14 protein-coding genes are annotated in these 17,593 nt (G+C 73.9%); 9 read left to right on the top strand and 5 right to left on the bottom strand.

The window, feature by feature from the left end; translation table 11 throughout:
• Positions 1–40: 40 nt before the first annotated feature.
• Entirely contained in the window at positions 41–1,351 is a 1,311-nt protein-coding gene (locus ACP4IX_RS05450; protein ID WP_426554877.1) for a cation:proton antiporter, read from the bottom strand.
• A 194-nt stretch (positions 1,352–1,545) separates the two neighbouring features.
• Here ACP4IX_RS05450 and ACP4IX_RS05445 point away from each other — a divergent pair, with 194 nt between their 5' ends.
• The 7 genes from ACP4IX_RS05445 to ACP4IX_RS05415 all read left to right on the top strand — a co-directional run bounded on the left by ACP4IX_RS05445 (position 1,546) and on the right by ACP4IX_RS05415 (position 10,146).
• A complete protein-coding gene (locus ACP4IX_RS05445; RefSeq protein WP_426554876.1) occupies positions 1,546–2,709 on the top strand; it encodes a hypothetical protein in 1,164 nt (387 codons plus the stop codon).
• Positions 2,706–3,821, top strand: coding sequence for an effector-associated domain 2-containing protein (locus tag ACP4IX_RS05440; protein ID WP_426554875.1), 1,116 nt, complete (start codon positions 2,706–2,708; stop codon positions 3,819–3,821). The genes ACP4IX_RS05445 and ACP4IX_RS05440 overlap by 4 nt, the downstream gene beginning before the upstream one ends.
• A 118-nt stretch (positions 3,822–3,939) precedes the next feature.
• Positions 3,940–4,176 (top strand): hypothetical protein, encoded by a 237-nt coding sequence (locus tag ACP4IX_RS05435; protein WP_426526202.1) that lies wholly within the window; start codon positions 3,940–3,942, stop codon positions 4,174–4,176.
• A 117-nt stretch (positions 4,177–4,293) separates the two neighbouring features.
• On the top strand, positions 4,294–6,174 hold the full coding sequence (locus tag ACP4IX_RS05430; RefSeq protein ID WP_426554874.1) for an aKG-HExxH-type peptide beta-hydroxylase: 1,881 nt from the start codon (positions 4,294–4,296) through the stop codon (positions 6,172–6,174).
• Between the two features lie 102 nt (positions 6,175–6,276).
• Entirely contained in the window at positions 6,277–7,500 is a 1,224-nt protein-coding gene (locus ACP4IX_RS05425; protein ID WP_426526206.1) for an arginine deiminase, read from the top strand.
• A 61-nt stretch (positions 7,501–7,561) separates the two neighbouring features.
• Entirely contained in the window at positions 7,562–8,569 is a 1,008-nt protein-coding gene (gene argF, locus ACP4IX_RS05420; protein WP_426526208.1) for an ornithine carbamoyltransferase, read from the top strand.
• Between the two features lie 128 nt (positions 8,570–8,697).
• Positions 8,698–10,146: an amino acid permease gene (locus tag ACP4IX_RS05415; RefSeq protein WP_426554873.1), complete on the top strand. Its 1,449-nt coding sequence runs from the start codon at positions 8,698–8,700 to the stop codon at positions 10,144–10,146.
• Here ACP4IX_RS05415 and ACP4IX_RS05410 read toward each other — a convergent pair.
• Entirely contained in the window at positions 10,103–10,543 is a 441-nt protein-coding gene (locus ACP4IX_RS05410) for an ATP-binding protein (protein ID WP_426526212.1), read from the bottom strand. The genes ACP4IX_RS05415 and ACP4IX_RS05410 overlap by 44 nt on opposite strands.
• A 200-nt stretch (positions 10,544–10,743) precedes the next feature.
• On the opposite strand from ACP4IX_RS05410, the gene ACP4IX_RS05405 reads away from it, so the two are divergent.
• Positions 10,744–11,571 (top strand): enoyl-CoA hydratase family protein, encoded by an 828-nt coding sequence (locus ACP4IX_RS05405; RefSeq protein WP_426554872.1) that lies wholly within the window; start codon positions 10,744–10,746, stop codon positions 11,569–11,571.
• Between the two features lie 4 nt (positions 11,572–11,575).
• Positions 11,576–13,981: a bifunctional salicylyl-CoA 5-hydroxylase/oxidoreductase gene (locus ACP4IX_RS05400; RefSeq protein ID WP_426554871.1), complete on the top strand. Its 2,406-nt coding sequence runs from the start codon at positions 11,576–11,578 to the stop codon at positions 13,979–13,981.
• On the opposite strand, the gene ACP4IX_RS05395 is transcribed toward ACP4IX_RS05400, so the two are convergent.
• The 3 genes from ACP4IX_RS05395 to ACP4IX_RS05385 all read right to left on the bottom strand — a co-directional run bounded on the left by ACP4IX_RS05395 (position 13,945) and on the right by ACP4IX_RS05385 (position 17,573).
• Positions 13,945–14,859, bottom strand: a complete 915-nt coding sequence (locus ACP4IX_RS05395; RefSeq protein WP_426554870.1) for a sulfotransferase family protein — start codon at positions 14,857–14,859, stop codon at positions 13,945–13,947. The genes ACP4IX_RS05400 and ACP4IX_RS05395 overlap by 37 nt on opposite strands.
• A gap of 83 nt (positions 14,860–14,942) precedes the next feature.
• Positions 14,943–15,788, bottom strand: coding sequence for a PaaX family transcriptional regulator (locus tag ACP4IX_RS05390; RefSeq protein ID WP_426526220.1), 846 nt, complete (start codon positions 15,786–15,788; stop codon positions 14,943–14,945).
• Between the two features lie 15 nt (positions 15,789–15,803).
• Positions 15,804–17,573: an AMP-binding protein gene (locus tag ACP4IX_RS05385; RefSeq protein WP_426554962.1), complete on the bottom strand. Its 1,770-nt coding sequence runs from the start codon at positions 17,571–17,573 to the stop codon at positions 15,804–15,806.
• Positions 17,574–17,593: the final 20 nt, after the last annotated feature.

The following is a 17,593-nucleotide window of genomic DNA, read 5'->3' as shown; positions in this document are numbered from 1 at the left end:
CGGCGGCCGGGCGGGCGGGCGGCCGGGCGGGCGGGTTCGCTCAACCGACGTCCGAGCCCGGCTCCGTCGTCGTTCCGCCCTGGGCGGGCGGGGCCACCGGGACGGTCGCCTGGGCGGGGGGCGCGGGGCGGTCCGGTCCGGCCGGCCGACGGGTGAGCAGCAGGAGCGGCTGCGTGAGCAGGGTCGTGGCGAGGGCCATGAAGACCAGCACCGTGTAGAGGGGGGTGCTCAGCAAGCCCGCGTGAAGACCCGCGTCGAGGGCGATCAGCTCCGTGAGACCCCGGGCGCTGAGCAGTACGCCCACGGTCCGCGCGTCGTGCCGGTCCAGTCCGCCGAGCCGGGCCGCGAGCGTGCCGCTGCCGATCTTCGTCGTGACGGCGAGCACGGTCACCACCAGCAGGACGGTCCAGCCCGTGCCGTCCATGCCGTTCAGCGCCACGGACTGACCCGAGACCACGAAGAAGAACGGCAGCAGCAGTGAGCTGACGTCGTGCAGCGGCCGCAGCAGGTCCGGGTCGAGCGTGCCGCCCTCCTCGCGCGGGACCACCACTCCGGCGAGCAGCGCCCCGAAGATCACGTGCAGTCCCAGGGAGTGCGTGACCCACGCCGATCCGAGGGCGAAACCGATGAGCAGCGCCAGCCGCAGCGCGGGCTCCATCCGCGTCCGCCACAGCAGCCGGCGCAGCACCGGCCGGGCCGCGAGCACCATCACGGTGACGAAGCCGACGGCGAGCGCCACCCGCCACGGCCAGTCGAGCACCGCCTCGGCGCCGCCGCTGTCCATCAGGGCCGCGGCCAGCACCGTCCAGCAGACCGCGTCCAGCACCCCGGCCGCCGAGACCGCCACCACACCCGGCACGGACCCGGACAGTCCGTTCTCCCGCACGATGGCCGTCAGCACCGGCACCGCCGTTATCGACAGGGCGACCCCGGCGAAGACCACCATGGCGGGGGAGAGGTCCCGCGGCATGCCCAGGCCGTGCAACTGCTCCCGGAAGACGAGCGCGCCGGCGCAGCCGGCCGCCATCGGCACCACGAAGGAGGCCAGCGCCACGGTCAGCGAGGTGCGGGCCCGGTCGCCGAGGATCTTCAGATCCAGCTCGTAGCCCACCGCGAACAGGAAGACCACCAGCGCGAACTGCGCGAAGCCGGTCAGCGCCGGGCCGATCTCCTCGGGGAACAACGACGCGTACGCGTCCGGCGCCAGCGCCCCGAGCAGGGACGGGCCGAGCGCGATGCCCGCCGACAACTGCCCGACGATGTACGGCTGTCCCAGCCGCCGGGCCAGCCAGCCGGCCGCGTGGGCGGCCACCAGGACGAGAGCCGCGGCACCCACGAGGTGCGTGATCATCGCGTCAGGGCTCAATGTGTCTCCCCCGTTGGTCAGGTGGCCAACCGGTGGCAGGCCTGTTCGACGGTCCTCTGCTCGGCGGTCTCCGGTTCGGAACGTTCGCCGCGGAAGGGATCGAACCTTCCTAGACTGGAAACGATCTGACGAGGGATCGGAAGTCGTACACGGACCTGGACCAGGGGCACGGGGGGCACATGACGGCGGTCGTCTTCATCCACGGCACGGGGGTGCGCGAACCGGGCTTCTCTGCGCTCGCGGGGCGCTTCTCCGTTGGAGTGACGGAGCTGCGCGGCGGACTGCGCGTCGTGCCCTACTACTGGGGCGGCGAGCACGGGGCGACGCTCGCCGCCGGCGGAGCGAGCCTGCCCCCGGTCTCCGGCCGGAGCCGAGGCCCCTCCGCCCCGGACGCCGACGACGACGGCACGGCCGCCTGGGCCGCCCTCTACGCCGATCCGTACGCCGAACTCGCCCTCGCCGCTTCCGGGTCGGCCGCCGCCGCCGAGCTGCCACCGGGTTCCCTGCCCCCGGACCAGCACCTGCGGGCACGGCTGGCGGCCCTCGCCGCCGAGGGCGACGCGCCGGCGGCCGACCTGGGCCCCGGCCTGGCGCGCGCCGCCGCCGGCCTGGCCGCGCACCCGCTGCTCGGCGCCGCGGCCGAGGCCCTCGCCCCGGACGACCTTCCCGGCCTCGCCGCCCGCAGCCTCACCGCCCAAGTCGTCGCCGGCGCCCTGGACTCCGACGCGCCCCTCGTGCCGGTCGGCGCCACCCGGGACGCCGTCACCGACCGGCTCGCCCGCGCCCTGGGCGCACCGGCCCGCGGCACGGAACGCGGCGTGCGCTCCCTGGCACTGCGGGTCGCCGGCTCCGCCGCCTCCCGTGCCATCGTACGCCGCCGCCGGGCCCTCACCGAGGCCGCCCACCCGGCCGCCGGGGACGTGCTGCGCTACCTCAGCCGCGGCGACGCGGTCCGCGCCGGACTGCGCGCCCTGCTCGCCGGTCTGGAGCCGCCCGTCGCGGTCGTCGCGCACAGCCTCGGCGGCATCATCGCCCTGGACACGCTGGTCCTCACCCCGCTGCCCCAGGTGAGGCTGCTGGTCACCGCCGGTTCCCAGGGGCCGTTCCTCTACGAGTCCGGGTCCCTGCCCTCCCTGGAACACCCCGCGCCGCTGCCGGACCACTTCCCCGACTGGCTGAACCTCTACGACCCCCGCGACCTGCTCTCCTACCTGGGCGCCGGCCTGTTCCCGGGCCGCGTGACCGACGTCGCCGTCGACAGCCGCCAGCCGTTCCCGGCCGCGCACAGCGCCTACTGGACCAACCCGGCCGTGTACCGGCACATCGTGGACCGGCTCCCGTGACCGGCCCGCTCCCCGCCCCGGCCGCGGACCCGGCCCGGGTGCACGCGCTCGTCGTCGGCGTCGAGGCCTACGACGCCGGCACCGGCTGGGACCTGCCCGGACCCGCCCGGGACGCCGTCCGGTTCCACCGCCTGCTGCGCGCCGCCGGAGTACCCGAGGCCAACATCCGCCTGCACCTGGCCCCGTTGCCGCCGTACGTCCCCGAAGTGGCGTACGCGCCCGCCGACCACGCCACGCTGCGCCGGGCCCTGGTCCGCGAACTCCCCGCCGCCCGGGGAGATGTGCTCTGGGTCTGGTGGGGCGGCCACGGCGTCCTCGACCGGTCCGGGCAGCTGCGGCTGTTCTGCGCGGACGCCACCACCGACGACAAGCTGGGCATCGACCTGGACTCGGCGCTCGCCCGGTACGCCGGGGACGCCGTGCCCGGCTTCGCGGACCAGCTGTGGATCGTGGACGCCTGCGAGACCTTCGAGGAGGCGCTCGCCTTCCGCGAGCCGCTGCCGCCGGACGCGCTGCCCGTCGGGCGGCGCAGTCTCGCCCACCGGCAGACCCTGCTCCGGGCCGCCGGGCGGGGCCGGGCCGCCGCCAACGATCCGGTGCGCGCCACCGGCCTGTTCTCCGACGTCCTGCTCGCCCTGCTGGCCGACCGGGCCGCGGTACTGCCCGCACCGCCCGATGCGGAGGAACTGTTTCCGGCCGTACGGACGCGTATCGCCGCCCTCAGGGACGCGGGCCGTACTCTGCAGTACCCCGAGATCCGGCTGCAGAGCCCCGAACGCACCGAGATCCTCGCCGCGGTGGAGCCCGGCGGCAGGGAACGGCGGGTCTCCCCGCTGCTGCGGGCCGTGGACGCCCTCCTCGCCTATCCGCTGATGAGCGACCCGACCGAGCGGCAGACGGTGGTCGGGTCCCTGGACCCACGCGTCACCGGGACGCTGCCCCGTCACACCAAGGCACGCACGGACGCGACCGGCATCCTCAACACCCTCGCCCGGCGCCACCCGCAGGCGCTGTGGGAACTGTTCGACGCCGTGGTGGCGGTCGACGACGATCCGCTGCGGAAGGACGGACTCGCCGAAGCGCTGAGGGAGTTGGCGGATCCGCGGGAGTGACCGGGTGCTCGTGGATGATCGGGTGGCGTGATCGTACGGTTTTCGACATGGGTCGTAATGGCCATGATGGAAAGAGACACGGGGCATCGAGTGCCACCGTGCGAGAAGGGGGAGCATCTTGGACCAGCCGCCCGCTCTGCGCCATGCCGAAGCCGCCACCCGTGAACAGCCGGTCGCCCTCGGGCGCGCCGATGTCTGGGAGTCGGATCTGGCGGACGTCGCGGCGCTGCCCCTGACCGCCGTGGACGCTCTCACGCCGCTCCGTCCCACTGCCCGCCTGCTCGAAGAGGTCCTGCGCGCACGCGGCAGCATCAGAGGCGGCGGCGAGGGCGGCGGCGGCGCCCGGGCCGAGTAGCCGCCGCCCGCACCCGACCGAAGGGCCCCGACGGCAGGGCCCCGGAGACGAGCCCCGACGAGGCCGAGCGCCCGCCGGGGTGCACGTGCGCCCACCCCCGACCGGAGGTCCCCGCCCATGACCAGCGAGCCGCACCCCGCCCCGTTCCGCGTGCCGGACCGGATCTTCGCGGAACTGGCCGCCGGAGGTGGTTCCGCGGAGGCCGTCGCCTTCCTGGAACGCGGGGAGCGGGCACGGCGGCTGCTCCTGCTGCGGACCCTGCTGGACCGGCTCGCGGAACTGCCCACGCCCCTGACACCGGTCGCGGAGGCCTGGGACACCTTCAAGGCGGCCGCCGAGCGGGCACCCGAGGCGGTCGACCGGCTGCTGCTCGCGCCGACGACGGGTGGCTGGATCGCCCACATGCTGCGCCGGGTGCACGGCACCGCGACGGGGCCGCCGCTGTGGGCGGAGGCAGGCCGGCTGAACGTCCTGGCGCTCACCGCGGCCCTGCGCGCCGGTACCAGGACGTCGCTCACGGTTCCCCTCGCCGACGGCGCTCTGCACCTGCCGGGCCTCGGCCTGCTCCGGCTGCCGGCCGCGTCGCCGGGACCGGCCGTCGCACGGGCCGCGACGAAAGCGGGTCGGCTGACCCTCTCCGGCCCACCGGCCCACGACGGCTCCCGCACCTCCGTGACGTGCCACCCGGTGACGGCGCCGGCGGACCGGCGACGACCGGAGGAGCCTCGGACGGAGGCATTCCGCCGGCAGGGATCCCGCCCGGCCGAGCCACTCCCGGCCGAGCCCCGCCAAGCCGGTCCTCGCCAGGCCGAGCCCCGCCAGGCCGAGCCCCGCCAGGCCGGGGCCCCGCCCGCCCCCGCGGCGGGTCCCGCCCCCGAGACGTCGGCCGCCTGGCTCCCCCTGCGTACTCTCGTCCACACCACCCCCGCCGGTCCCGTCGCCATACCCCTCGACGATCTCGACCCCTACCGCGACCTGGACGATCCGGTCCCGCCCGCCCGGCTCGACGCCGAGGAGGCGGCCGAGTGGCAGCGGGTCTTCGACGACGCGGTCGGGATCCTCGCCGCGACGGGCACCGGCACCGACAAAGGCACCAGCACCAGCACCGGCACCGGCCCGGGAGGGCTCGACCCGGCCCTGATACGCGCCGTCATACCGTACGGCCGCACCGCCTTCACCCCGCCCGCTCCGCCGACCGTCGGGGTGTCCGCCTCCAGCGGCGACTCCTTCGGCGCCATGGTGATCTCCCGCCCCGGGTCCGCGCTCGCCCTCGCCGAGACCCTCGTCCACGAGTTCCAGCACAGCAAACTCGCGGCACTCCTCCACCTCTTCCCCCTCCTCGACGACGACCGGGAGGAGCGCTTCTACGCCCCCTGGCGCGCCGACCCCCGCCACCTCACCGGGCTGCTGCACGGCGCGTACGCCTTCACCGGCGTCGCCGGCTTCTGGCGGGACCGGCTGGCCGATCCGGCCCACGCCGAGACCGCCGGCTACCACTTCGCGCTGCGCCGGCTGCAGAGCCGGCTGGTCGTGCGCACGCTGCTGACCAGCGCCCGGCTCACCGCACCGGGGCACCGGCTGGTCGCGGGGCTCGCCCGGACGCTGGACGGATGGCTGCGCGTACCCGTCGACCCGGCCGTACGGGCCCGGGCCCGTACGGCCGCCGCCCTGCACCGCACCCAGTGGCGGCTGCGCAACGTCGCCGCACCGGCCGGGCCGGACGACGGCACTCTCCGCTTCCGCCCGGACCGCGGCTTCTGGCCCGACACCCGCACCCACGCCTTCGCCCTCCGCCCCGCCGACCCCCGCACCCCCGACGAGCACCTCGCCGCCGGCGATCCGGCCACCGCACTGGACGGCTACGCCAAGGAGCTGGCCCGTGACCCGGCCGACCCGCACGCGCTGTCCGGCTGGATCGTCGCCCGCGCGGTCCTGGAGCCGGGCCGCTCCACCCGTCGCCCGCTCGCCCGCCCGGAGCTGCTGCTGCCGGGCGGCTGACCCGTCGCGCACGTGCTCCTGCCGCGCCGGGCGGCTGACCCGCGGCGCACGGGTCTGCGCAAGCGGGGGGTGAACAGGCGCCCGAATGGTCAGGATGGAGTCATGGGATTCCAAGTCGACTCCGAAGCCGGGCGGCTCACCCGCGTCATCCTGCACCGGCCGGATCTCGAGCTCAAAAGGCTCACCCCCAGCAACAAGGACGCCCTTCTCTTCGACGACGTGCTGTGGGTGCGCCGGGCGCGCGCCGAGCACGACGGGTTCGCCGACGTGCTCCGCGACCGCGGCGTCGCCGTGCACCTCTTCGGCGATCTGCTCTCCGAGGCCCTGGACGTCCCGGCGGCCCGCCGGCTCGTCCTGGACCGGGTCTTCGACGAGAAGGAGTACGGCGTACTGGCCACGGACCACCTCCGGGCCGCCTTCGAGACCCTGTCCGCCCGCGAGCTCGCCGAGGTCCTGGTCGGCGGCATGACCAAGCGCGAGTTCCTGGAAGCGCACCCGGAGCCGACCTCCGTGCGGTTCCACGCCATGGAACTGGACGACTTCGTGCTCGGGCCGCTGCCCAACCACCTCTTCACCCGGGACACCTCGGCCTGGATCTACGACGGCGTCTCCATCAACGCCATGCGCTGGCCCGCCCGGCAGCGCGAGACGGTCCACTTCGAGGCGATCTACCGGCACCACCCGCTGTTCCGTGACGCGGCGTTCCACCTCTGGTCCGAGGGGCAGGCCGACTACCCCTCCACCATCGAAGGCGGCGACGTCCTCGTCCTCGGCAACGGCGCCGTGCTCATCGGCATGAGCGAGCGGACCACGCCCCAGGCCGTGGAGATGCTGGCGTACAAGCTGTTCGCGGCGGGCTCCGCCCGCACCATCGTGGCCCTCGACATGCCCAAGCGGCGGGCCTTCATGCACCTCGACACCGTGATGACGATGGTCGACGGTGACACCTTCACCCAGTACGCCGGGCTCGGCATGCTCCGCTCCTACACCATCGAGCCGGGCGTGGGCGAGAAGGAGCTGAAGGTCACCGACCATCCGCCGGAGCACATGCACCGCGCGATGGCCGCCGCGCTCGGGCTGAGCGAGATCCGCGTCCTCACCGCGACCCAGGACGTCCACGCCGCCGAACGCGAGCAGTGGGACGACGGCTGCAACGTACTGGCCGTCGAGCCGGGCGTCGTCGTCGCCTACGAACGCAACTCCACCACCAACACCCACCTGCGCAAGCAGGGCATCGAGGTGATCGAGATCCCGGGCAGCGAGCTGGGCCGGGGCAGGGGCGGGCCGCGCTGCATGAGCTGCCCGGTCGAACGGCAGGCCGTATAAGAATTCAAGGAGTCGTATACAATTCCATGGAGATCCGTCCCCGTACCTCTGGAGCGCCCCCATGGCGACAGTCCCGACCGCACTCGCCGGCCGCCACTTCCTCAAGGAGCTCGACTTCACCGCGGAGGAGTTCCGCGCCCTGGTCGAGCTGGCCGCGGAGCTGAAGGCCGCCAAGAAGGCCGGGACCGAGACGCGGTACCTGCGGGGGAAGAACATCGCCCTGATCTTCGAGAAGACGTCGACGCGCACGCGCTGCGCGTTCGAGGTCGCCGCCGCCGACCAGGGCGCCTCGACCACGTACCTCGACCCGGCCGGCTCGCAGATCGGCCACAAGGAGTCCGTGAAGGACACCGCGCGCGTGCTGGGGCGCATGTTCGACGGGATCGAGTACCGGGGCGACAGCCAGCGGAAGGTGGAGGAGCTGGCCGCCTTCGCCGGCGTGCCCGTCTACAACGGCCTGACCGACGACTGGCACCCCACCCAGATGCTCGCCGACGTGCTGACGATGACCGAGCACAGCGACAAGCCGCTGCACGAGATCACCTTCGCCTACCTCGGTGACGCCCGCTTCAACATGGGCAACTCCTACCTGGTCACCGGCGCCCTGCTCGGCATGGACGTACGCGTCGTCGCCCCGAAGTCCTATTGGCCCGCGCAGGAGGTCGTCGACCGGGCGAAGGAGCTCGCCGAGTCCAGCGGGGCGCGCATCACCCTCACCGAGACCCTGGACGAGGGGGTGCGCGGGGCGGACTTCGTCGTCACCGACGTCTGGGTCTCCATGGGCGAGCCCAAGGAGGTCTGGAGCGAGCGGATCACGTCCCTCGCCCCGTACGCCGTGACCATGGACGTGCTGCGCGCCACCGGCAACCCGGACGTCAGGTTCCTGCACTGCCTGCCCGCCTTCCACGACCTGGGCACCAAGGTCGGCCAGGAGATCTTCGAGGCCCACGGCCTCGATTCCCTGGAGGTCACGGACGAGGTCTTCGAGTCCGCGCACTCGGTCGTCTTCGACGAGGCCGAGAACCGGCTGCACACCATCAAGGCGGTCCTGGTCGCCACCCTGGCCTGACCGGCCGGGGCAGCCGCAGGGGCCCATCCCGCTATTCTGACCGGCGGTCCCGGAGCCACCCCTTCCGGTGCCGCCGGCCGCGATCACCGTCGCGCCCCCCGCACCACCAGAAACGAGCACCACCCGCAATGCCCGCTTCCCGCGTCAAGTCCCCCCACCTCCTCGTCGCCGAATCCGGCGCCGACCGCGAAGGCCACGGCCTGAAGCGCACGATGGGGCTGTTCCAGCTCGTCTGCTTCGGCGTCGGCGCGATCGTCGGCACCGGCATCTTCGTCGGTCTGTCCGACTCGGTGGCCGAGGCCGGCCCCGCCGTCGTGGTCTCCTTCGTCCTGGCCGCGATCACCTGCGTGTTCACCGCGTTCGCCTTCGCCGAGCTGGGCGGCGCCATCCCGGTCTCCGGCTCCTCGTACTCCTTCGCCTACGCCGGACTCGGCGAGCGGACCGCCTTCCTGGTCGGCTGGTGCCTGCTCCTGGAGTACGGCGTGTCCGTCTCCGCGGTCGCGGTCGGCTGGAGCCAGTACGTCAACGAGCTGCTCGACAGCGTCCTCGGCCTCCAGCTGCCGCACGCGCTCTCCGCGGGCCCCGGCGACGGCGGCGTGGTCAACCTGCCCGCCGTGATCGTCATCGCCCTGGCCTGCGTGCTGCTGGTGCGCGGGGTGCGGGAGAGCGCCCGGGCCACGGCGGCGATGGCCGTCCTCAAGCTGGCCGTCCTCGTCGCCTTCTGCGCCGTCGGCTTCTACGCCTTCCAGGACGGCAACCTCAGCCCGTTCTCACCGGACGGCCTCGGCGGCATCGGCGCCGGCACCACGGCCGCCTTCTTCTCGTACATCGGCTTCGACGCGATCACCACGGCCGGTGAGGAGGCCAAGAACCCGCGCCGTGACATCCCCATCGCGATCCTCGTCTGCATCGGCCTGGTCACCCTGCTCTACTGCGCGGTCGCCGTCGCCGCGATCGGCGCCATCGGCGGGGACGCGGTCGGCGACCGGCCCGCCGCCCTGTCGTACGTCGTCAACGAGGTCACCGGCTCCACGATCGGCGGCGGCGTGGTCGCCTTCGGCGCGGTCGTCGCCATCGCCTCGGTGGTGCTCGCCGTGATGTACGGCCAGACCCGCATCCTCATGTCGATGTCCCGCGACGGACTGATCCCGCGGGTCTTCGAGAAGGTCTCGCCGCGCACCGCGACCCCCGTCGCCGGCACGCTGATCGTCGGCGCGGTCTTCGCACTGCCGGCGGCGTTCGCCCCGCTGGACGCGGTGGTCAACCTGTGCACCATCGGCACCCTCGCCACCATGGCCGCCGTCAACGTCGCCGTGATCGCGCTGCGCCGCCGCGAGCCGGGCCTCGCCCGCACCTTCCGCGTGCCGCTGTACCCGGTGACGCCCCTGCTCGGGGTCGGCTTCTGCCTGTACCTGATCTACGAGACGGGCGCGGCGACCTGGCTCCAGTTCGCGGTGTTCCTCGCGGTGGGGCTGCTGGTGTACGCGGCCTACGGGCGCCGGCACTCCCGCCTCGCCCAGGCCGGTGCGGAGGTCACTCCGAAGGGCGACGCGGAGCGGGTACCGCAGGAAGCCTGAACCAGACCGCCTTGCCGGACCCGGCGGGGCGGTGACCGCAGGACGAGCTCAGGGCGCGGATCAGCAGCAGGCCGCGCCCGTGCTCCTGCCAGGGGTCGGGCGGCTCCACGCCGGGGCGGGTGAGGTCGCCGGGCGGGGCCGGGTCCGGGTCGTGCACCTCGACCTGGCAGCCGGTCGGCAGCAGCTCCACCACCAGCTCTATCGGCGCCCCGCCGGAGGTGTGCTCGACGGCGTTGGCGACCAGCTCCGCGGTGAGCAGTTCCGCGGTGTCGCCGTCGGCCGTGTGCTCCAGCCCGGCCAGCGCCGTACGGACCAGGGAACGGGCCACCGGCACGGCCGCGGCGGAGTGCGGCAGTGCGATGCGCCAGGAGGCGGGGGCTGCGGGGTGATCGTGCACGGCTGGTCCGTTTCGTGGAGCAGGCGGTCCTGTCCGGCTTTCAACCTCATGAATGGTACGGCGCCGCCCGGCGGAGTCGTCGAGGGGCACCGTCCGGGGCCCTCCACCCGATGTACCGCCCGGGGTCCTCCACCCGATGCCGGAACAAGCTGTCGCGCACCCGTGACGACGGTCACGGAACGGTGATAACTTCGAGTGTCATGAGTCCCTTCACCGGCTCCGCCGCCCCCACCCCCGACTGGCGGCACCTGCGCGTCGACCTCACCGACGGCGTCGCCACCGTCACCCTCGCCCGCCCCGACAAGCTCAACGCGCTGACCTTCGAGGCCTACGCCGACCTGCGCGACCTGCTCGCCGAGCTGTCCCGGGAACGGTCCGTGCGGGCCCTGGTGCTGGCCGGGGAGGGGCGCGGCTTCTGCTCGGGCGGCGACGTCGACGAGATCATCGGCGCGACCCTGTCCATGGACACCGCCCAGCTCCTCGACTTCAACCGCATGACGGGCCAGGTGGTGCGGGCCGTGCGGGAGTGCCCGTTCCCGGTGATCGCCGCGCTGCACGGCGTCGCCGCCGGGGCGGGAGCGGTCCTCGCCCTGGCCGCCGACTTCCGCGTCGCCGACCCGTCCGCCCGCTTCGCCTTCCTCTTCACCCGCGTCGGCCTCTCCGGCGGCGACATGGGTGCGGCGTACCTGCTGCCGAGGGTGGTCGGCCTGGGGCACGCGACCCGGCTGCTGATGCTCGGCGACCCGGTGCGGGCGCCGGAGGCCGAGCGGATCGGCCTGATCAGCGAGCTGACCGACGAGGGCCGTGCCGACGACGCCGCCGCCGCGCTCGCCCGCCGCCTCGCCGACGGTCCGGCCCTCGCGCACGCCCAGACCAAGGCCCTCCTCACCGCCGAACTGGACATGCCCCTCGCGGCCGCGGTGGAGCTGGACGCCTCCACCCAGGCCCTCCTGATGAACGGCGAGGACTACGCCGAATTCCACGCGGCCTTCACGGAGAAACGCCCCCCGAAGTGGCAAGGGAGGTAGGCGGATGCCCTCGGCCCAGGGGACCGAGGCGCCCTCGGGGGCGCGGGGGACCGCGCGAGCCACCGCGACGACGCCGCACTCGCCCGCGACGCCCCGCCACCCCCTGCGCGCCGCGATCGTCGGGGGCGGCCCCGGCGGCCTCCACACCGCCGCCCTCCTCAAACGCCTCGCCCCCGACCGGCAGGTCACCGTCTGGGAACGCAACGCCCCCGACGACACCTTCGGCTTCGGCGTCGTCCTCTCCGACGAGACCCTCGGCGGCATCGAACACGCCGACCCCGTCGTCTACGCGGCCCTGCGGCAGGACTTCGTCCGCTGGGACGACATCGACATCGTCCACCGGACCACCCGCCACACCTCCACGGGACACGGGTTCGCCGCCCTCGGCCGCCGCCGCCTCCTGGAGATCCTGCACGACCGCTGCCGCGCCCTCGGCGTGGAGCTGCGCTTTCGCACCGAGGCCCCGCACCCCGACCGGCTGGCCCGGGAGTACGACCTGGTCGTGGCCGCCGACGGCGTGCACAGCACCACCCGCGAGGCCTACCGCGACACGTTCCGGCCCCACCTGACCGTCCACCGCTGCCGCTACATCTGGCTGGCCGCCGACTTCGCCTTCGACGCCTTCCGCTTCGACATCGCCGAGACCGAGCACGGCGTCATGCAACTGCACGGCTACCCGTACGCGCCCGACGCCTCCACCGTCGTCGTCGAGATGCGCGAGGACGTCTGGCGGGCGGTCGGCTTCGACGGACTGGACGAGTCCGAGTCCACCGCCCGCTGCGCCGAGATCTTCGCCGACGCCCTCGGCGGCCGGCCGCTGAGGTCCAACAAGTCGGCGTGGACCGCCTTCCGCACGGTCGTCAACGAACGCTGGTCGCACGGCAACGTCGTCCTCCTCGGCGACGCCGCCCACACCGCCCACTTCTCCATCGGCTCCGGCACCAAGCTCGCCGTGGAGGACGCCCTCGCGCTCGCCGCCTGCCTGGAGGAACAGCCCACCCTGGAAGCGGCGCTGACCGCCTACGAGGCGGAGCGGCGCCCCGTCGTCGCCTCCACCCAGCGGGCGGCCAAGGCCAGCCTGGAGTGGTTCGAGGACCTGCCCCGGTACCTCGACCAGCCGCCCCGCCGGTTCGCCTTCAACCTGCTCACCCGGAGCCGCCGCGTCACCCACGGGAACCTGCGGCTGCGCGACGCCCGCTTCACCGAGTCCGTCGAGCGCGAGTTCGGCTGCCCGCCCGGCACGCCCCCGATGTTCACCCCGTTCCGGATGCGCGGCCTGACCCTGCGCAACCGCGTCGTCGTCTCCCCGATGGACATGTACTCGGCCACCGACGGCATCCCCGGCGACTTCCACCTGGTCCACCTGGGAGCCAGGGCCCTGGGCGGTGCCGGACTGGTGATGACCGAGATGGTCTGCGTCAGCGAGGAGGGCCGCATCACCCCCGGCTGTGCGGGCCTGTACACCGGCACGCAGGGCGAGGCGTGGCGGCGGATCACGGACTTCGTGCACGAGCGGGCGCCCGGCACCGCGATCGGCGTGCAGCTCGGGCACAGCGGACGCAAGGGCTCGACCCGGCTGATGTGGGAGGGCATGGACGAACCGCTTCCCGAGGGCAACTGGCCCCTGGTCGCTCCCTCCCCGCTGCCGTACGGACCGGGCAGCCAGACGCCGCGCGAGCTGTCCCGGGCCCGGCTGACGGACATCCGGACGCAGTTCGCGGCCGCCGCCACGCGGGCCGCCCGGGCCGGTTTCGACCTGCTCGAACTGCACTGCGCCCACGGCTACCTGCTCTCCGGCTTCCTCTCCCCGCTCACCAACCACCGCACCGACGCCTACGGCGGCTCACTGGAGAAACGGCTCCGCTTCCCGCTGGAGGTCTTCGACGCCGTACGCGACGTGTGGCCGTGGGAACGGCCCATGACCGTCCGGATCTCCGCGACCGACTGGGCCGAGGGCGGCACGAGCGGCGAGGAGGCCGTGGCGATCGCCCGGGCCTTCGCGGCGCACGGCGCCGACGCCGTCGACGTCTCCACGGGGCAGGTCGTGGCCGACGAGCGGCCGGAGTTCGGGCGGTCGTACCAGACGCCGTACGCGGACCGCATCCGGAACGAGGCGGGCGTCCCGGTGATCGCCGTCGGCGCGATCTCCTCCTGGGACGACGTCAACTCGCTCCTCCTGGCCGGCCGCACCGACCTGTGCGCCCTCGCCCGCCCCCACCTCTACGACCCGCACTGGACGCTGCACGCGGCGGCCGAGCAGGGCTACGAGGGGCCGGGTGCCGTATGGCCGGCGCAGTACCGGGCGGGCAGCCGCCGTCCGGTGACCGGACGGACCGACGCCCCCAAGCCCAGGCTGACGCTGCACGGACGGCGTCAGGACGTGGCGTCCGACGCGGTGTCCGACGTGTAGCCCCAGGCCGCGCACATCGCGCGCAGCCGCTCGGGGATCTCGTCCTCCTCCGGCAGCGCGCGCCCCGGCTGCACGGTCCCGGTGCGGATGTGGTCGCGCCAGTCGCCGAGCCCCCTGATCAGTTCCCGGCCGCTCTTCCTGCCGTAGTTCAGCATGGCCGGCGTGTAGTCGACACCGAGGAACGCGCACAGGCGGCGCATCTCCCGCCCGGGATCGGCGGTGACGTCCTCGTAGCGCACGGTGAAGCCGTCGGGGTCGGCCGTACGGGCCTCCTCGACGGCCGTCATGTAGCGCAGCACGTCGGTGACGGCCTTGTCGTACGGCCGCTTGACGGGATCGCTCTCGTGCCAGGAACGCGTGATGGACTCCGGATGACGCAGCAGGAACACGAAGCGCGCGTCGGGCCAGCAGTCCTTCAGGCGCCGGTACATGTACGCGTTGGCCGGGGTCTTCTCGACGATGAAGTCCTTGCCGGACTTGACCAGTTCACGGTGCATGACGCGGTCCCAGAGCAGGTGCTCCAGGTCCCCGCGGGCGTGCCCGAGTGCGCCCATGGCGTGCTCGGAGTGCCAGTTGTCGCAGATGACGTCCATCCGTCCGAGATGCAGTTCGTGCAGGGTGTGCAGCCGCGGGTGGGCGCCCAGCATCATGCGCAGCAGGGTGGAGCCGGAGCGGATGGACGAGATGATGAAGACGGGCTGCCGCAGCAGCCGGTCGGTCGCCAGGTCCTCGGCCGACGGACATCGGTAGGTGGCCGCGGGGCGCGCCGCGGCCTTCGGTGCGGCGGAGGTCCTCCCCTGCGCCGCCCGGGGGGCTCTCCGGACCTGGAGGCCGGTGGTGACGGTGAGGGCCCGGTTCAAGGTGCGCGCGAGACTCATGCGTCCGCACGGTAGGCGGGAAACCTGAGAAGAGGGTCTGAGGAGGCTGAGGGTTCCCTCATCATGGAGAAGGGTGACGCGAGTCACTCGCCCGGGGGTGTGGGTGCTCCGGGTGTCGCGTAGAGCGCGCCCGCGTCGCGCAGCCGCTCGTGCAGGGCCCGGAAGACGGCCGCCGAGCGCGTACCGGGCCAGTCCTCGGGCAGCAGCCGGGCGGGCAGTCCGGGGTCGGCGTAGGGCAGGTGGCGCCAGGAGTCCAGAGCGAGGAGGTAGTCGCGGTAGGCCTCCTCGGGCGGGGTGTCCGTCCGGCGCTCCCAGTCGCGCAGCACGCGCGCGTGGCGGTCGAGGAACGCCTCGTGCTCCTTGGCGATCGCGGCCAGGTCCCACCAGCGCCCCACCGCCTCGGCGGTCGGCGTGAACCCGAGGTGCTCACCGCGGAAGAAGTCCACGTAGGAGTCCAGGCCCAGGCGGCCCAGTGCGTGCCGGGTCTCCTCGTACAGGCGGGCCGGGGCGATCCACACGCCGGGGGCGGCGGTGCCGAACCCGAGTCCGGCCAGGCGGGAGCGCAGCACGTGCCGCTTCTGCCGCTCCGACTCCGGCACGGAGAACACGGCGAGCACCCAGCCCTCGTCCGCGTAGGGCGTCGCGGCGTAGACGCGCCGGTCCCCGTCGTCCAGCAGTTGGCGGGCCTCGGCGGAGAGTGCGTAACCGGCCGAGCCCCGGGCGGTGCGGGCGGGCAGCAGCAGCCCGCGCCGCTTCAGCCGCGACACCGACGAGCGGACGGAGGGGGCGTCCACCCCGACCGCGGCGAGCAGCCGGATCAGCTCGGCGACGGGCACGGGGCCCGGCGCGAAGCGGCCGTACGCGCCGTAGAGCGTGACGATCAGGGATCTCGGGGTGTGCTGCGCGTGCTGGTCGGACACGTTGATCATCTTAGGTTGTCGTCATCAGACCTGGTCACCACGGGGATCGCGACCGGCGGGGGGCAGGAGCCGGTAGCGCTGGAGCTTGCCGGTGGCGGTGCGCGGCAGCGCGTCGAGGAAGACGATCTCGCGCGGGCACTTGTACGGCGCCAGCTCGGACCTGAGGAACGCGCGCAGCGCGTCCGAGTCCCGCACGGCACCCTCCTTCAGTACGGCGTGGGCCACGACGGCCTGCCCCCGGGCAGGGTCCGGCCGGCCCACCACGGCAGCCTCCACCACGTCCGGATGGCGCAGCAGCGCGTCCTCCACCTCCGGCCCGGCGATGTTGTACCCGGCGGAGACGATCATGTCGTCGGCGCGCGCCACGTAGCGGAAGTACCCGTCGCGCTCGCGGACGTAGGTGTCACCGGTGATGTTCCAGCCGTCGCGGACGTACTCCCGCTGCCGCGGATCGGCGAGATACCGGCAGCCCACCGGTCCCCGCACCGCCAGCAGCCCGGGCTCCCCGTCGGGCAGGGGCGCACCGTGCTCGTCCTGCACGCGCGCGTGCCACCCCGGCACCGGCACACCCGTGGTGCCCGGCCTGGCGGCACCGTCCGCCGCGGAGACGAAGATGTGCAGCAGCTCGGTGGCGCCGATGCCGTTGATGAGGCGCAGGCCGGTGCGCTCGTGCCAGGCCCGCCAGATGGCCGCGGGGAGGTTCTCGCCCGCCGAGACGCAGCGCCGCAGACACGTCACGTCGTACGCGTCCAGGTCGTCGAGCATCGCCCGGTACGCCGTCGGCGCGGTGAACAGCACCGACACCCGGTGCTCGGCGACGGCGGGCAGCAGCTGCCTGGGGCCCGCCTGCTCCAGCAGCAGCGCGCTCGCCCCGGCCCGCATCGGGAAGACCACCAGCCCGCCGAGCCCGAAGGTGAAGCCGAGCGGGGGGCTGCCCGTGAAGACGTCGTCCGCGCGCGGCTTGAGGACGTGCCGGGAGAACGTGTCGGCGATCGCCAGCACGTCACGGTGGAAGTGCATGCAGCCCTTGGGGCGCCCGGTGGTGCCCGAGGTGAAGGCGATCAGCGCCACGTCGTCGGCCGCGGTGTCCACGGCCGGGTACGGGGCGCCGGGCGACGCACCGGCCCCGGTGCCGGCGTTCGCACCGGCCCCGGTGCCGGCGTTCGCGCCGGCCTCGGCACCGGCGTTCGCACGGTTCAGCAGGTCGTCGGGCGCGTCCCCGCCGTACGTGGTGATCCGCAGCCCCGGGATCTCCGCCCGGGCGAGGTCGTCGACGGCCCGCACGTCGCACAGGGCGTGCCGCACCCGGGCGATCTCGCAGACGGCGCGCAGCTCGTGCGGGCGCTGCTGGGCCAGCACGGTCACCGCCACCCCGCCCGCCTTCAGCACCGCCAGCCAGCAGGCGGCCAGCCACGGGGTCGTGGGGCCGCGCAGCAGCACCCGGTTGCCCGGGACGACACCGAGGTCGCCCGTGAGGAGGTGGGCGAGCCGGTCGACGCGGGCCCGCAGCTGCCCGTAGCTCCAGCGGTCCCCGGACGAGGTGCGGAAGACCGGGCGGTCGTCGGGCGGGCCGGCGAGCAGCTCCGCGGCACAGTTCAGCCGGGCGGGGTAGCGCAGCTCCGGCAGGTCGAAGCGGAGCTCGGGCCACTGGTCCGGGGGAGGCAGATGGTCGCGCGCGAAGGTGTCGACGTGGGCCGAGCGGTGCGGACCTGCGCGGTGCGGATCTGCCATGGCGGTTCGCCCCCTGTGTCGTGGTGGGCTCGCGCCCTGAGCGTAACGCGTTGATGACGGCAGTCAACGGTGCGCGATAACCT

The sequence above is a fragment of the Streptomyces sp. WG5 genome, from assembly GCF_049974565.1.
In the GTDB taxonomy this organism is placed as follows: Bacteria; Actinomycetota; Actinomycetes; order Streptomycetales; family Streptomycetaceae; genus Streptomyces.
The sequence above is the reverse complement of the archived record's forward strand: the minus strand, read 5'-3'. Positions and strand labels throughout refer to the sequence as shown.

Coding starts and splice junctions, on each gene's coding strand:
- ACP4IX_RS05450 (WP_426554877.1), bottom strand. CDS start 1,351: ATGATCACGCACCTCGTGGGTGCCGCGGCTCTCGTCCTGGTGGCCGCC.
- ACP4IX_RS05395 (WP_426554870.1), bottom strand. CDS start 14,859: ATGAGTCTCGCGCGCACCTTGAACCGGGCCCTCACCGTCACCACCGGC.
- ACP4IX_RS05400 (WP_426554871.1), top strand. CDS start 11,576: ATGCCCTCGGCCCAGGGGACCGAGGCGCCCTCGGGGGCGCGGGGGACC.
- argF (WP_426526208.1), top strand. CDS start 7,562: ATGGCGACAGTCCCGACCGCACTCGCCGGCCGCCACTTCCTCAAGGAG.
- ACP4IX_RS05415 (WP_426554873.1), top strand. CDS start 8,698: ATGCCCGCTTCCCGCGTCAAGTCCCCCCACCTCCTCGTCGCCGAATCC.
- ACP4IX_RS05430 (WP_426554874.1), top strand. CDS start 4,294: ATGACCAGCGAGCCGCACCCCGCCCCGTTCCGCGTGCCGGACCGGATC.
- ACP4IX_RS05445 (WP_426554876.1), top strand. CDS start 1,546: ATGACGGCGGTCGTCTTCATCCACGGCACGGGGGTGCGCGAACCGGGC.
- ACP4IX_RS05405 (WP_426554872.1), top strand. CDS start 10,744: ATGAGTCCCTTCACCGGCTCCGCCGCCCCCACCCCCGACTGGCGGCAC.
- ACP4IX_RS05425 (WP_426526206.1), top strand. CDS start 6,277: ATGGGATTCCAAGTCGACTCCGAAGCCGGGCGGCTCACCCGCGTCATC.
- ACP4IX_RS05390 (WP_426526220.1), bottom strand. CDS start 15,788: ATGATCAACGTGTCCGACCAGCACGCGCAGCACACCCCGAGATCCCTG.